Genomic DNA, 14,074 nt, shown 5'->3' with positions numbered 1-14,074 from the left:
AAGGCAAAATTAAAAGACCTAAGCCCGGTGGAATACCGAACTCAGGTCCTTGAAGCAGCTTAATTACATATGTCTAACTTTCTTGGGTCAGATCACAACGTAATGGTGTTTTTTGCATAGCTTAAATTGATTTGTGCTTTTATGCGTTGAATCAATTTATAAGTATCGGTTTCTAATTATAGGTTTTCGAAGCTTTATGATAAAAATTCTTCTTATGTCCAGAGCTCCTATTTTTTGCGAAGTAATGTATCCGCCAGAGGGATTCCAATCACTACAACTACAGATGTTAAAATTACTAGACCTTGTAAAATACCTATTGCTAATTGATCGAACATCGTATCTCTCCTTCTTTTCTTTATAATTTATCTTACCTTAAATCTAGTTAATTATCCATCTCTCTATGAAAAGTCAAATGGATAAGTAAAAAATCAGTTCTAAATTTTAACTCTTTAATTAAATTCGATCCGGGAAATTATTATGCCAATTCTGTAACGAAAGCTTCTTTCTTTAAAGAATAATGATGGTAAAATAATACAGTGAGTTATATGACCATTAGCGTTGAATTGGCATAATCGCATATTAATATTGAGGTGGTGAATAAAAAGATGATTAGAAGTAAAGAAGCGCTTATTGGTGCGGCCATGCTTTTATGTATCTGTTTATATTTAACTTTTTCAATTTCAGATGCTGAGAAAATAGGCGCCCGATCGCAATTTATGACGTTCCCTATCAATTATAAAGATGGATATATTCTGTTTGGAATTATTGGGTCCATTTTATTTATAATAGCATTGTTTTTAATCGTATTAGGTTTAAAGAGATATCGTTTTAGAACGGTAGCAATCGTTGCCGTCTTATATGGATTGTCTCCACTCATTCTCATAACATTGTACCAAGAAACTTTAGCAAGTGGCATAGACTCTATTTCATATGATGGCAATGGAGAATGCCATTTTGAATCAATAGGAGAAGAACAATTAAAAGGTGAATGCAATTTCATACTACATAATCATAGCAATGAAGCAGTGTCATTCGAATTAGAATTTTTAGATTCAGATGTGATGGCTGATGCCGTTCGAATGGAGTCGCTCATGAATTTAGCTGGACCATATAATTTAACAATAGAAGCGAATGAAAAAAGGTCGGTTAAAGTAAATGAAATCCTAGATGTATCAGGGATTCCTAAACATATTGAATGGGGGAGTACTGCTAAAATTCATTTCAAATTAATGGATGGTAAGAGTGCACGTATATTGTAGGTTCAGGGATAGAATAAATGACTATTTTAAAGGATGGACAAAAAAACTATAGATACCATATCTATAATTAAGAAAAGGGAGGCACATTTAAAATGAAAGATTTATGTAAATGTGACGAAACTTATGATTTAAAGGTAGATGCGGATATTGGCGCTGATGCAATCTGGTGTAATAAATGTTCTTGTAACTTTGAAATATTATATGTTCCAATTTCCATTGAACTACAGTCAGAACTTACAAAATGGATATTAAAATATGGAGAGTGGATTGATTGGGAAAATGATAAAATCGTTTCAAATGGAGTTGAACTTGAAGAAGCACACAATATACAAGGATTAAAGCTTGCAAACAGAGTGAAAAATGAACTTAAAGAGAGATATAAAGTAACGTTTTCTCCTTCTACATTTGCAAGGAGGCATGCAAAGTCTATAAAGTAGTGTGGCATTAAAGTTTACCAAAAATTCCATTTTGTTGTTGGTTTTTATTTGTAAATAATTTAGAATATAAAAAACTATATAAAGGCTATGAAAAGAAGAGTAAACAGATGTACTATCTGCAGAGACCTCTGTCAGCTGAAAAAGAGGGATAGGAAATTTGTTGAAACAAGACTTGGAGCTGTGCAATGGATTTGCTCGTTTAGAGCAATGATGATGCAACGTATTCTCACGTTAAAGAGATAGAGTATCGCAATTTGATGTATTCACAGGGCCGTACTCGATAAGACCTTTGCAGTAATGTGGAGGTGAACTGGGGTGGCACCGCGACAAGACTCGCCCCCAAGATAAATATCTTGGGGGTGAGTTTTTTTATTTGCGGATTGGAATGTATAAGTTTTAAAGGAAATCCGCATAAGAAAAGACATCAACTCGACCTATACTGGTCGAGTTTTGTTTTTCTAATGTAAAAAAATAAAATCGGAGTGGTGTATATGTCTAAATGGAAGTATCCTTTCTTGCTATTAGGGGGAATCGGAATTTCTAATGTTGGTGGGTGGGTTTACCTCATTGCTCTCAATTTAATTATATTGAATGAAACCGGTTCTCCACTTGCGATTGCCTTGTTGTATATGCTGGGTCCCATCGCAACTATTTGTTCTAATGTATGGTCAGGCAGTTTAATTGATCGGATAAATACTCGTCGACTTATGATGTTGTTGGATTTTTTCCGAGCCTTCTGTATAGCGTTAATCCCATTGTCACCGTCACTAATCTATATGTATGTACTCGCATTTTTGATAAATATTGGAAGTGCTATTTTTGAGCCAACATCAATGGTTTATATGACAAAACTGATACCTGAAGAGGCTCGCCAACGCTTTAATGCCCTAAGAAGTTTTCTCAACTCCTGTGGTTCATTAATAGGCCCATCCATTGCTGGACTTTTATTTTGGATGGGAACTCCTTATACTGCTATCTATGTGAATGCAGTGGCGTTATTCTGTTCAGTGCTTATTCTCATGATGCTCCCCAATGTAGATTCAAGTCACAGAGAAACTAAGGTAAATGGCTCCACTTGGGGTATGGTAGTAAATGATTTTAGAGTGATTTTTAATTTCAGTAAGAGAAATAGCTATATCACTAGGATCTATTTATTATTCAGTGGCACAATTATATTTATGACAGCAATAGATTCTCTTGAGGCAGCATTTGCCAAAAAAGTGCTTTCCATATCTGATACTAATTATGGGTTTTTATTAAGTATATTTGGTGCAGGAATAATATTAAGCTCAATTATAAATATAGTATTTTCAAAACAGCTTGCAGTTACTGGTTTAATAGGGTTCGGAACAATATTTACTTCAATTGGCTATGTTTTGTTTTATGGAGCTAACGGCTTTGTTAGTGCCAGTTTTGCTGTATTCATAATAGGGCTTGCAGTTACGTTTGGAAATACTGGCTATCTCACTTACTTCCAAGATAATATACCCACGAACATGATGGGAAGATTTATAAGCATTTTTAGTGTCATCGAAGCAGCTTTAATAATTTCATTAACGCTAATAACAGGTTTAGCTTCAGAATTCTCCTCTATTCGCCCAGTCGGATTAGTTGCTTCATTTGCTTTCTTTATATTAGGACTAATAGCTATTAAAACTGTTAATGGTGGGAAGGGTGCAAATTTAGAAAATGTAAGTCTCAAGGACTAGTCTAAAATACTGCTCAGGTTTATTACTAGGGGTTTTGCTCTTGCGATAAAATGGAATTAATAGACAAATGAGCAGAGGAACTAGAGAAAATGAAAACTAAAAAGAAATTTAGATTTTGGAAGATGCTTAGGATTATTATTTTAGCTATTGTCGCAGCACTATTGATATGGGTAATGGGAAGTAATTTGATGACTGCATACGAACAAAAAAAGTATCCAGCAATCGGAGAATTAGTAGATGTAAATGGTGAAAATATGAACATTTATACGAAGGGCAATGGTGATAATACAGTAGTATTATTGAGCGGGCTTGGAACAGCAGCACCTGTTCTGGATTTTGAACCTTTAATAAATGAAATGGCAAAAACGAACAAGGTAGTAGTGGTAGAGCCATTTGGATATGGGTGGAGCGATGTAACAAACAAAGAAAGAACGGTTGAGAATATAGTTGAGGAGATTAGAATAGCTTTAACAAAATCGAATTTACCAGGACCGTATATCTTAATGCCCCATTCGATATCTGGAATCTATAGTATGTATTTTGCCAATAAATATCCTGAGGAAGAAAAAGCCATTGTGGGAATCGACCCTACATTGCCAGAGGCGTTGGATTATTTTGATGAAACAGCACCTACCATGCCTGAAATCTTAAGCTATGTAGCACCTACTGGAATTGCAAGATTTGCACTAAATATTGATCCGGAAGGATTTTAGCCGATTGCTGTGGATGGCACCTATTCCGAAGAAAATCTGAAAATGACCGAGGCGATTTCTGCATGGAAGGGTTATAACAAAACAGTTGTAAATGAGACCAATGAGATAGAGAATAATATTAGAAAAACGATTAATATGAAATTCCCTTCTAGTATTCCAGTTTTACTTTTCACGACTAAAGAAGAGAAGGAAACCACGAATGGGAAAAACAGCGTGACCTTTTATGAAACGCAGCTATCTAATTCCCCGGCTAGTAAGATTGTTATTTTAGAGGGGCATCATTATCTTCATTGGACTCACTATAAAGAAATAAGCAAGGCAGTGAGCGAGCTTATAAAAATCAGCTCTTCAAACTTAAGAAAATTGGCTTATGAAACCAGTAAATAAACAGTCCATGTACAGCACCTAACCTGCACAAAAGACTGTTTATTTTTTGGTTGCTTTTAGATTCCTTTACTTCATCGGGCAATATTCACAGTGCATTAAGCCTGGAATGTCTTTGGAGAAGCAGCAGCTTTTTCTTACTGGTTTATTAATAAGGTCGGCTGGGTTTTTACCGCCAGTGTATTGATAAAACCAGGATTTGTTGGAGAAGAGCTGCCATGCTTTTGTGCCCTCCAGAATTTCTAAATCCTCAAAGGCACGGTCTGCTAGCAATGGATTTTCAAGCTGTTCATAATAATTCCAAAGCATATAGCCGAAAAGATTTTCCCATAATGTAAGTGGAGAAATTGAAGTAGTTTTTCGGAATTGCTGAAATACTTCATGGCATTGATATAAAAGCTTGCTAATTACATACTCACGTTCCTTATCCTCAACAAAGCGATAATCATTTGGCGTTATAAATGTACCAAGTGTATTCACCCCAAACTCATTAATGAGACTGAAGCGAACATCTACCTTTTTGCCATCCCAAATTTCGTCATACATAGAAAGCATATAAAACTGCATGGCCATGAACATTCCATAGCGTCTACTGAAGTGGGAAACTGCGGCTGTTTCCGTACTCGCTTGTGTAATCCCCATCATCAAGTTACGAAAATCCGTTAAATAAAAATCCTTATGTAAATTTTCTAATGTAAATAATGGGCGGTCAGGATTCTCAGTAAAGACACCGAATAAATTTAAAACACGTATTTGATCATAAGTCAGAGCAGGCATTTGTTTCACCTTCAATTTTTACATTAACTATAACACTATCAAGAAAATTGATGAAGATTTTTGATTTCGCTATACAAAAATCCTTAATCATAATAAAATATATAAAACTAATAAGAAAAGTAGGTTTTAATATGGCACAAATACCGTCAATCCCTAGACCATTAGTAAGAACAAACCAATGGACAATTTTCCTTTCTGTCGTTTTAACATGGATTACAGGAGCAGAGTGGCTATTAGCAATTCCTCTTGTAGCTAATTTGATGGGAATCCTGTTTAACTATAATCCGATTATGAAAATCGCTAGAGTGTTTCTTATAAAAGAAGGGGAGAAGTATATCCCTGAAGACATAACACAGCAAAAGTTCAATGCCTGTATTGCAGTATTTTGCTTAGCGGTAGGGCTTATTAGCTTCATCGCCGGATGGACGATTGTAGGTTACGTATTTACAATCATGGTAGCAGTTGCATCTTTTATTGCCATATTAGGCTTTTGTGTCGGCTGCTTTATCTTCTTCCAGATAAAACAGTTTCAGTATCGTCGAAGCTTAAGGCACTCCTAAAAAGTTTTCTAAAAATTTATGCAAATAGTTGACTATCTAATTGAAAACGATTATCATTATCATATAAACAAAAAACCTTATTACTTTTGTGATAAGTGCTTTTCTCCAAAATAAAGTCAGACGTTCTTCCCCCCTATTTAGAACGTTTAGGCGCCAAAAAGGCCAGGCTTCAATGTTGAAGCTCGGCCTCTTTTTTTTCTACTGTTTTTGAAAGCTGCATTGTGTGGTAGCTGTGTAATAGCATCCCGATAATAATAACGCCAATACCTATTAAAGCAACCGGCGTCGGCAGGGGAACGCTTAGTAGCACCATTTCTCCAACAATGACAAATAATACCTCTGTTGATTGAGTGGCTTCTACTGCTGCTAGCTTCCCTTGGTTATCTCGAACACGATCAGTAGCTATGAAGAATAGAACCGTTGCTATTACCCCAGAGCTAATCCCGACAATCAATGACTGGAACACTTGAAACCCAGATGGAAGTCCGACAGTAAATAGGGCGTAAACAGCCAAGACGATCCATGCTGGTAAAGAGGCAATGGTCATTCCGAGAACTCGTTGGTAGGTATCTAGTCTGCCCCCACAAACCTCCATCATCTTTCTGTTCCCTAAAGGATAGGCAAAGGCAGCCACAATAACTGGTAAAATTCCAAGCATCAAGGTTTCAAAAGAGACTGATTGTGCTTGAGGAATCTGTATAAGTAGTATCCCTACTAAAATAACTGTTGAGATTAATAGAGAAATGACAGGGATCCTTTGTCGAATGGCTTTATCCCCAACCACAGTTATAAATAATGGAGCGAGTAAAACACCAGCTACAATTGTAAATTGCCAGGTTCCGGAAACAATCCATCCTGGACCAAAGGCAGCTGCATAAGTGAGCGGTCCATAAAATAAAACAAAGCCGACAAAGCTCCAAAGCAGCCATTTTGTTGGCTGAGCCCTCATTTCTTTTGTGAGTGGTTGCCAGCCTTTACGCGAAAGCACAATGACTAGTAGAAAGGGGAGCATAAAGAAATAACGTAAAGACGCACTCCATAGCCAGCTGCCACCTTCTAATTCCATCGAGTGATTTAAGATAAATGTAACTGCAAAAAACAGGCTTGCAAGTATACCTAAAGCAATTTCCTTCAATCTAATAACCTACTTCCATACCAAATTTAACTCTGTCACAAGTGTATTTGAGTAGTCTTGATGATAGGTGACTTAATATTCCGATATATCTAATGTAAAAAAGCGCGAAGTAAGGCTTTGTTCCCACTTCGCAACTTTTATTTTATTTCCCTTGTGCTTCAAATAATTGAACAATTTCTAAAATAACCTGTGACGCTTTTTCCATTGTTTCACCGGATACAAACTCAAATTTACCGTGCATGTTCTCGCCACCTGCAAAAATATTAGGAGTAGGCAAGCCCATATAAGATAATTGAGAGCCATCTGTACCACCACGAACTGGTTCAACAATTGGAGATATTTCTAAATTTTCCATCGCTTTATATGCAATGTCAACAATTTCTTTTACCGGTTCAATTTTTTCACGCATGTTATAGTATTGATCTTCAATTTCTACAGTGATAGCATCTTCACCGAATTTTTCTTTCACCATTTTTTCTACTTCAAGGAAATGGGCTTTCTTTGCTTCGAATTTTTCGCGGTCATGATCACGAATAATATATGAAAGTTTTGCTTCCTCGATATGTCCATTAAAGCTCATTAAGTGAATGAAGCCCTCGTAGCCTTCTGTTTTTTCAGGGACAGCATCTACAGGCATCGAATTTTGGAATTTAATAGCTAATGTAATTGCATTGACCATTTTCCCTTTTGCAGAACCAGGGTGTACACTTGTTCCTCGAGTCGTTACTTTAACGCCGGCAGCATTAAAGCTTTCAAATTGTAATTCACCAAGTGGACCGCCATCCATTGTGTAAGCATAGTCAGCACCGAAGGCTTTTACGTCAAATTTATGTGGGCCACGGCCGATTTCTTCATCTGGAGTGAAAGCCACACGCAGTTTGCCATGTTTGATTTCTGGATGCTGTACTAAATATTCCATAGCCGTTACAATTTCAGCGATTCCGGCTTTATCGTCAGCACCTAAAAGTGTAGTACCGTCCGTTGTAATAAGTGTTTGCCCAACATAATTGTTTAAGTTAGGGAAGTAGCCAGGAGACATAGTAAGCTCATCATTTAACTGAATATCTCCACCATCGTAATTGTCGATTCTACGAGGTTTAACGTTTTTACCTGAAAAATCAGGTGATGTATCAACATGGGCTAAAAAGCCGATTGTTGGAACTTCTTTATCTGTATTGGCAGGTAAAGTGGCAAATAAATATCCATTTTCGTCCAGAGTAACTTCTGTTAGTCCGATTTCTTCTAGTTCAGTTTTTAACACGTTTAGTAGATCGAATTGTTTTTCTGTAGATGGGGTAGTTAAGCTTTCAGGATTTGATTCAGTATCGATTTTTGCATAGCGAATTAATCGTTCAATCACTTGTTCTTTCATTATATAAAGCCTCCTAACAGATTGGTTGTTATAATTGTATCACTTTGCTTCGAATAGCGGAATATTTTGGGATACTTAAAGCTATTAAAATTTGTGCACTATAATAAGTCAGCATAATTAGCTGATGAGAATATTCCACTGGGAACATAAATTTATTGATTGCTAGAATTGAGTCCGAAATGATAAACAAGAAGGCACCAATAATTGCAGGCTTTGACCCAGCTCTAAAGGAAGTCCAGCCCATTATTAAAATGATAACCATATAAGCAAAGACTGCAATCGCCAGAATCATATTATCCTCTTTAATGAGAGAGCCACCAATCCAAATCATCATGGCTAAACCATATAAGCTTAAGCATATGGTAATCCATAGGGGAGCAATTGTTTCTTTTGCTGTTAAAAAAGCACGAATATAAAACAAATGGCCAATTAAGAAACAAATAAGACCAATGATAAACCATTGAATCGTATAATCTCCTAAGGCGCAAAAAATTAGAGCAATGATAATCAGTGTTTTATAAGGAATAACATTTTCAGCTTTGGTTAGTATTGCTAATAAAATGATTAGTACCATGGGCAGTAATTTGAAGAACATAACAAATTGTTCACTAATGGTATTAATAAAGAAAACATAATATAAGCCTAAAATAATAATAAGAGCTAAATGTATTTTCCGTAACAAATTCATCACTCCTTTTATAGAATTTAACAACTAAGAGTGATATTGTCTATTTATTTTTCAGAAAAAACTGGTATTTATTATATTTATGAAACTATATGGTTAGCTATTCCGTAGAACAAATATAAGAGAAAGGATGGTTCAATTGACTCAAACATTAATAATGGCGTTAATTGCTTCGGTCATTACTACAATTCTGATTGTCCCACTTACAAAGAAGGTACAAAAAGGAGAAATAACAAATAAGCAGCTTTTAAATTCGTTTATCTTTGTCCTAATCGCAAGCTTTGTCATTGGTTTTACAATCATTTATATTACAAAAATCGATCTGCATTGGACAGTTTTCGCATACGTATTACCAGTTATTACTTTAATAGGGGCACTGGCTTCTAAGGGAGTAGAACAAACTCTTAAAGGATTTTTGTTTTTAGCAAGCATAATTCTGCTTGGCTATATGTTTAGTGCACCTTTCTTTAATGCAGATAAAAAGTATGAATCTGCTCAAAAGGAAGAACAGGTTGAAATTGAACCTTTCGATGAAACAAAAACACCAGCAAGTGTCCCTCCTCGCTTTGCACAAAATAAGATGAAAAAAGCCTTTGGGCAAGTACCAAATACAAGCTACTATGAGCTTGGAAATTTACAAATTCAAAAAGTGGATGGGGAATATGTTTATATTGCACCAGTTGAGTTTTCAGGGCTTTTCAAATGGTTTAACGGAAAAACAACTCCGGGTTATTTCACGATGAGCGCAACAGATTCAACAGATAATCCTAAATTTGTAAAATCAGAGATGACTTATGTACCCTCTGCCTATTTAAACAAAAATCTTGAACGTCATATACGCTTAGCAAATCCAACCTTAATTTTCTATGGAGATCCGCAGCTTGAGGTGGATGATGAAGGGAAACCATTTTATATTCGTTCTTATGGAGAATTTATCTCTGCTCGTAATGGTTTCGATGTAAAAGGGATTGTGATGGTGGATGCAGCAACTGGAGAATCTCAAGTACTAGCTTTAGATGAGGTACCTGAATTTATAGATGGCGCGGTATCTCCAGAAGCGGTAAGTCTTCAAAACAGCTATTTCGGAAACTATATACACGGTTTTTGGAATAGTGTATTCGGTAAAAAAGATGTGAAGCTGCCTTCAGATGAAGGAACTGAAGCAAATGTAAGTCCAATCTTTAATGAGAATGGCGAAATGTATTACTTCACAGACTTTACAAGTCCGAAAGAGGGAGTGGACTCGATGCTAGGGTATGCTTTAACAGATGCTCGCTCAGGGGAATCCACATACTATACAGGTAACCTTGAAGAATCATACATGGATTCAAGAGGGGCATTAGATATCATTGAAAAGAAATTCATCGAAAAAGAGTGGGAAGGTGAAATGCCAATTCTTTATAACTTCTACGGAGAAGCAAGCTGGCTAGCACCGGTTCTGGATTCGAATGGATTCCTGCAAAACTACTTTATTGTTTCGGCTGCAAATCCTGAAATCTCAGCATTTGGTACAACACCAAACGATGCGTTGAAGCAATATCGAACTGCCCTAAGTCGTGGTGGTGGAACAGTGGATGGTACTTCGAATTCTGAGGAAGCTACCATTTCTGGCGATGTACTTCGTGTCTATAAGGAACGTGTCGGTGATTACACAGTCGTGTCGTTCCTGCTAAACACGGGGCAAAACTTTACAATTAGCTCACAGAATGCACCATTAGCAATCTATCTACAAGAAGGTGACCATGTCGTAATTACGTATTATGCGACGAAAGAGCAATTCCTTCCTGTTAAAGAAATTATGATTGAAGATATTGTCACACAGTAAATTAGATAGTAGCCCAAACCTCACCTGGTTTGGGCTTTTATGTGCAAGTTGTGTGAGGTTTAGGCGGAAATTTTGAAGTTGTTAGATTAATGGAGAGAGTGGCTAGATTATTAAGAAAAGTGGCTAGAATATTTCTCGAACTGGCTAGATTATGGCAAAAAGTCGCTAGATTCTGCTCCACTCTACACAAAATCTTCCCATGTACTAAATAAAAAAGCGACACCAAGGCAATTGGTTAAATTGCCTTTGGTGTCACCCTCTTTATTTTATTTCCAGTTGAAGCCTTTAGTAGCTAGGAATTCTTTAATATGTGGTCTTCTTTGTTCAACAAGGAAGTCGGCCATTTGTTTCGTCCAGTTAGCTATTTTTTGATTTGAGCTACGGCTAGCGTAGTACTCTTCCATTGTTGTATCGTATTGATCAAGTAACGTATCGTATTTTTCAACGTCATACCCATTTTCGTGTAGAATAGCCTCTACTGGAAGACGTGGTTTCGTTTCATTTCGTTTTGTTGGTGTCCCGATTGTCATCGCAAAGAGAGGGAACACATAGTCAGGTAGGTTAAATAGCTCGCTAATTTCCTGTGGATTGTTTCGAGCACCGCCAATATAACAAATACCATAGCCTGCATCTTCGGCAGCGATTACAAAGTTTTGAGCAAAAATGCCAACGTCTGCAATTCCCACTAGCACGTTCTCGGCACTATCAGCAACAATGTCGACACCGTGTTTTTGTCCCGCAACCTGAAGACGTTTAAAGTCTACACAGAATAGAAAAGCAGCACCAGCTGTTTGGAATTGGAAATCGTTTTTTGAAAGCTCACCTAGTTTTTGTTTCTTTTCTTCATCTGTAACCCAAACAACGCTATATGCTTGTACAAAGTGTGAGCTAGCTGCCATTTGCGCAGATTTGATTAAATCTACAACTGTCTCTTTTGAAATAGCTTCACCTGTATACTTTCTTACAGATGAATGACTACGTAATAATCCTTTTGTTGACATTTCATTTCCTCCCCAAAAATTGCATGTTTTAAGTCTTACAGAGCAAAAGTACCCTATAAGGCAATCTTAGTATATTTTAAAAATTTTTACAAAAATACAATCTCTCGTTTGATACATGAGAGATTGTATTTTTTTTGTGAAGAAAGCCTTAACGGCAGTCACACAAAAGGGGAGCTACATTCAATAGAAACGTTACCGCTGATTACTTCTTTTTAAAAGCCGCAGTAACTTTTGGTTCCTTACCGTGGCGCATACGCTTAATGTTCTCGATATGAAGAAAGAGCGCAATTAAAATTAAAGTCAATGAGATTATAAACGGCCAAATGGTTGGCTCCATTAAAAGCGCAGTTACAGCGAATATTATATATAAAACAAAAACACCAATTAGTATATAATTTGTTATAAGTGAAGCGGCTACAAAAGCGAGTACCCCAATTAACCCCAATTTCCAGTCTAGGGCGATAAAAATACCAATCAAAGATGCAGTCCCTTTTCCACCACGAAAGTTCATGTGAATAGGGAAGTTATGCCCCAGAATGACTGCCGCTCCAGTTAGGTAGAGTAATATAGAAGCTTGTTCAGTAATGAACGTCTCCATGTTATTTAAGTAAAGGCGGACTAATACAATCGCCGCAATCGCTTTTCCAATGTCAATTAAAGCAACTAGAATACCGTATTTCCAGCCCAAGGATAGGGTAGCGTTAGAAGCGCCTGCATTTCCATGTCCAACTTCTTTTAAGTTAACGCCAGATAATAATTTAGCAATATTAGAGCCATGAACACAGCCCAGAAGATAACCTGCCAACAAAACAATAATATTAGCATAAAGCAAAATAAAAACCCCTTCCAGTAATCCCCTTTATAACAATATACTCTAAGATTATAAAGGAAGTATCAAAAAAATTAGAAAAATTAAAAAGTACACTTGACATAGTAGATTACTATACTTTATAGTAGCTTTAACGATGGAACATAAAATCAAATACCTTTATCCAGAGAGGCGGAGGGACTAGGCCCTACGATGCCCAGCAACCGGCGTATTTTACGCAAAGGTGCTAATTCCTACAGATTTTTGATTAGATCTGAGAGATAAGGGGAGGAAAAATTGCAGCTATGCAGCCCTCTTCTTAGAAGAGGGCTTTTTATTTTTCCAAAAAGTCCTCCTCAAAGTTAAGATCGAACCATCGATTCTAAATAAGGAGGGGGAAACAAGTAATAACTTGGCCATTCATTGGGCTAGCAAAGTAAATTCACTAAAAGCAAAGATCTAAAAAGCAGCTCATCCCTGCGTTACCATTTGCATTGTCAAAATACGCTTCATTTGCGTGGACAACCAGCAATTATGGTAAAATCACTCATTTGTGAAGTTTATGAAAAATATCGCATTCATTAGCGAAAATAACTAAATTGGTTAGATGAAAGTACCTTTAACTCATTTGTGAAAAGGATGGTTTTCACGGCCGATTTAGGAAGCGTGCCAATCATTGGGCAGCAAAAAATATTAAAACCAAGTAAATTAATTTGTTTTATTGACTTAAGAGGTTTTAGTTCGTATACTAGTTAATATAGAGAAGAATTGTCGGAATTAAAATCTACCACTTGCAGGATGCGTAGTTAAACAAGGTTTGACTTTTGTTTACTTAGAAAGGGAGAGTTGTAAAATGGGAAACATCTATAGTGCGCAAAATATTGCAGCATATTTTATATATGAATTAAATGAAAAAGGTGCGTTTATAAACTCGCATTCTCTTCAGCGTTTATTGGCTGTGGTTGATATGCTTTGGTATAAGACCTTTGGACATAGTGCTTTCAAAGAAGAAACAGCATCTTTTTCAGAAAGTAATTACTATGTAAAAGACATTTTCGAAGCATACGAGGAGTTTGGTAATCAGCATTTAACATTACCTGCTAAAGAGTGGCATCTAGAATATGGACAATTTCAGCTTGTTCAGCGTACGTATGGCGTGCCCGTTTTTACAGCAAAAGAAGCACTGATTGTTAACAGTGTAATTAATAAAATTTGTAAAATCTCTTTAAAGAAAGCATCCTAGTATTCTCCCATTTAAAATTCACTTTCCCAAGACAAGTAATGGATTTCGAATCAATTAAAATTAAAAAGGTATCTCGAATCTGAGATGCCTTTTTATTTATAAAAAAAGCAGTACGAGCTAATTAATTGAAATTTATTATAGGCATATTAAAATAGAAATACTTTAT

At 36.3% G+C, this 14,074-nt stretch carries 14 protein-coding genes, 1 riboswitch and 1 other annotated feature; of the genes, 8 read left to right on the top strand and 6 right to left on the bottom strand.

Annotated elements, in window-relative coordinates; genetic code table 11:
- Positions 1–605: 605 nt before the first annotated feature.
- The 5 genes from BJ095_RS15640 to BJ095_RS19470 all read left to right on the top strand — a co-directional run bounded on the left by BJ095_RS15640 (position 606) and on the right by BJ095_RS19470 (position 4,505).
- Positions 606–1,259 carry a hypothetical protein gene (locus BJ095_RS15640; protein ID WP_107936951.1) on the top strand — a complete coding sequence of 218 codons (654 nt, stop codon included), beginning with the start codon at positions 606–608 and terminating at the stop codon, positions 1,257–1,259.
- A gap of 92 nt (positions 1,260–1,351) precedes the next feature.
- Complete coding sequence (locus BJ095_RS15635) at positions 1,352–1,696, top strand: hypothetical protein (protein ID WP_107936949.1); 345 nt, start codon at positions 1,352–1,354, stop codon at positions 1,694–1,696.
- 78 nt (positions 1,697–1,774) lie between these two features.
- Positions 1,775–2,040: a binding site (T-box leader), on the top strand.
- A gap of 147 nt (positions 2,041–2,187) precedes the next feature.
- Positions 2,188–3,405 carry an MFS transporter gene (locus tag BJ095_RS15630; RefSeq protein ID WP_107936947.1) on the top strand — a complete coding sequence of 406 codons (1,218 nt, stop codon included), beginning with the start codon at positions 2,188–2,190 and terminating at the stop codon, positions 3,403–3,405.
- 122 nt (positions 3,406–3,527) lie between these two features.
- On the top strand, positions 3,528–4,118 hold the full coding sequence (locus BJ095_RS19475; RefSeq protein WP_328589003.1) for an alpha/beta fold hydrolase: 591 nt from the start codon (positions 3,528–3,530) through the stop codon (positions 4,116–4,118).
- 9 nt (positions 4,119–4,127) lie between these two features.
- The gene (locus BJ095_RS19470; RefSeq protein WP_306460163.1) at positions 4,128–4,505 is read left to right on the top strand and encodes a hypothetical protein; all 378 of its coding nucleotides are present in this window, start codon (positions 4,128–4,130) and stop codon (positions 4,503–4,505) included.
- A 66-nt stretch (positions 4,506–4,571) separates the two neighbouring features.
- Here BJ095_RS19470 and BJ095_RS15620 read toward each other — a convergent pair whose 3' ends face one another.
- Entirely contained in the window at positions 4,572–5,288 is a 717-nt protein-coding gene (locus tag BJ095_RS15620) for a Fe-S oxidoreductase (RefSeq protein ID WP_235867687.1), read from the bottom strand.
- Between the two features lie 122 nt (positions 5,289–5,410).
- Here BJ095_RS15620 and BJ095_RS15615 point away from each other — a divergent pair, with 122 nt between their 5' ends.
- A complete protein-coding gene (locus BJ095_RS15615; protein ID WP_107936943.1) occupies positions 5,411–5,839 on the top strand; it encodes a DUF4395 domain-containing protein in 429 nt (142 codons plus the stop codon).
- A 169-nt stretch (positions 5,840–6,008) separates the two neighbouring features.
- Here the strand turns inward: BJ095_RS15615 and BJ095_RS15610 are convergent, their stop codons facing one another.
- The 3 genes from BJ095_RS15610 to BJ095_RS15600 form a co-directional block, all read right to left on the bottom strand.
- Positions 6,009–6,974, bottom strand: a complete 966-nt coding sequence (locus BJ095_RS15610; protein ID WP_107936941.1) for a DMT family transporter — start codon at positions 6,972–6,974, stop codon at positions 6,009–6,011.
- A gap of 142 nt (positions 6,975–7,116) precedes the next feature.
- Positions 7,117–8,346 (bottom strand): peptidase T, encoded by a 1,230-nt coding sequence (pepT, locus tag BJ095_RS15605; protein WP_107936939.1) that lies wholly within the window; start codon positions 8,344–8,346, stop codon positions 7,117–7,119.
- A gap of 28 nt (positions 8,347–8,374) precedes the next feature.
- Positions 8,375–9,028 carry a lysoplasmalogenase gene (locus tag BJ095_RS15600; protein ID WP_107936937.1) on the bottom strand — a complete coding sequence of 218 codons (654 nt, stop codon included), beginning with the start codon at positions 9,026–9,028 and terminating at the stop codon, positions 8,375–8,377.
- A 133-nt stretch (positions 9,029–9,161) separates the two neighbouring features.
- On the opposite strand from BJ095_RS15600, the gene BJ095_RS15595 reads away from it, so the two are divergent.
- On the top strand, positions 9,162–10,856 hold the full coding sequence (locus tag BJ095_RS15595; protein WP_408056963.1) for a hypothetical protein: 1,695 nt from the start codon (positions 9,162–9,164) through the stop codon (positions 10,854–10,856).
- A 266-nt stretch (positions 10,857–11,122) separates the two neighbouring features.
- On the opposite strand, the gene nfsA is transcribed toward BJ095_RS15595, so the two are convergent.
- Positions 11,123–11,857 (bottom strand): oxygen-insensitive NADPH nitroreductase, encoded by a 735-nt coding sequence (gene nfsA / locus BJ095_RS15590; protein WP_107936933.1) that lies wholly within the window; start codon positions 11,855–11,857, stop codon positions 11,123–11,125.
- Between the two features lie 202 nt (positions 11,858–12,059).
- Entirely contained in the window at positions 12,060–12,689 is a 630-nt protein-coding gene (locus BJ095_RS15585; RefSeq protein WP_107936931.1) for a glycerol-3-phosphate acyltransferase, read from the bottom strand.
- Positions 12,690–12,842: 153 nt separating this feature from the next.
- A riboswitch (SAM riboswitch) is annotated at positions 12,843–12,953 on the top strand.
- A 565-nt stretch (positions 12,954–13,518) separates the two neighbouring features.
- Between BJ095_RS15585 and BJ095_RS15580 the strand changes: the two genes are divergently transcribed.
- Positions 13,519–13,908 (top strand): hypothetical protein, encoded by a 390-nt coding sequence (locus BJ095_RS15580; protein WP_107936929.1) that lies wholly within the window; start codon positions 13,519–13,521, stop codon positions 13,906–13,908.
- The last annotated feature ends 166 nt before the right edge of the window (positions 13,909–14,074 follow it).

This window comes from Ureibacillus chungkukjangi, assembly GCF_003217295.1.
Classification (GTDB): domain Bacteria; phylum Bacillota; class Bacilli; order Bacillales_A; family Planococcaceae; genus Ureibacillus; species Ureibacillus chungkukjangi.
This window is presented reverse-complemented; position numbering and strand designations above follow the sequence as displayed.

Excerpts from the sequence above, each read along its gene's own strand:
- BJ095_RS19475 (WP_328589003.1), top strand. The coding sequence starts at position 3,528 with ATGCTTAGGATTATTATTTTAGCTATTGTCGCAGCACTATTGATATGG.
- BJ095_RS15595 (WP_408056963.1), top strand. The coding sequence starts at position 9,162 with ATGGTTCAATTGACTCAAACATTAATAATGGCGTTAATTGCTTCGGTC.
- BJ095_RS15580 (WP_107936929.1), top strand. The coding sequence starts at position 13,519 with ATGGGAAACATCTATAGTGCGCAAAATATTGCAGCATATTTTATATAT.
- BJ095_RS15630 (WP_107936947.1), top strand. The coding sequence starts at position 2,188 with ATGTCTAAATGGAAGTATCCTTTCTTGCTATTAGGGGGAATCGGAATT.
- pepT (WP_107936939.1), bottom strand. The coding sequence starts at position 8,346 with ATGAAAGAACAAGTGATTGAACGATTAATTCGCTATGCAAAAATCGAT.
- BJ095_RS15640 (WP_107936951.1), top strand. The coding sequence starts at position 606 with ATGATTAGAAGTAAAGAAGCGCTTATTGGTGCGGCCATGCTTTTATGT.
- BJ095_RS15635 (WP_107936949.1), top strand. The coding sequence starts at position 1,352 with ATGAAAGATTTATGTAAATGTGACGAAACTTATGATTTAAAGGTAGAT.
- BJ095_RS15615 (WP_107936943.1), top strand. The coding sequence starts at position 5,411 with ATGGCACAAATACCGTCAATCCCTAGACCATTAGTAAGAACAAACCAA.
- nfsA (WP_107936933.1), bottom strand. The coding sequence starts at position 11,857 with ATGTCAACAAAAGGATTATTACGTAGTCATTCATCTGTAAGAAAGTAT.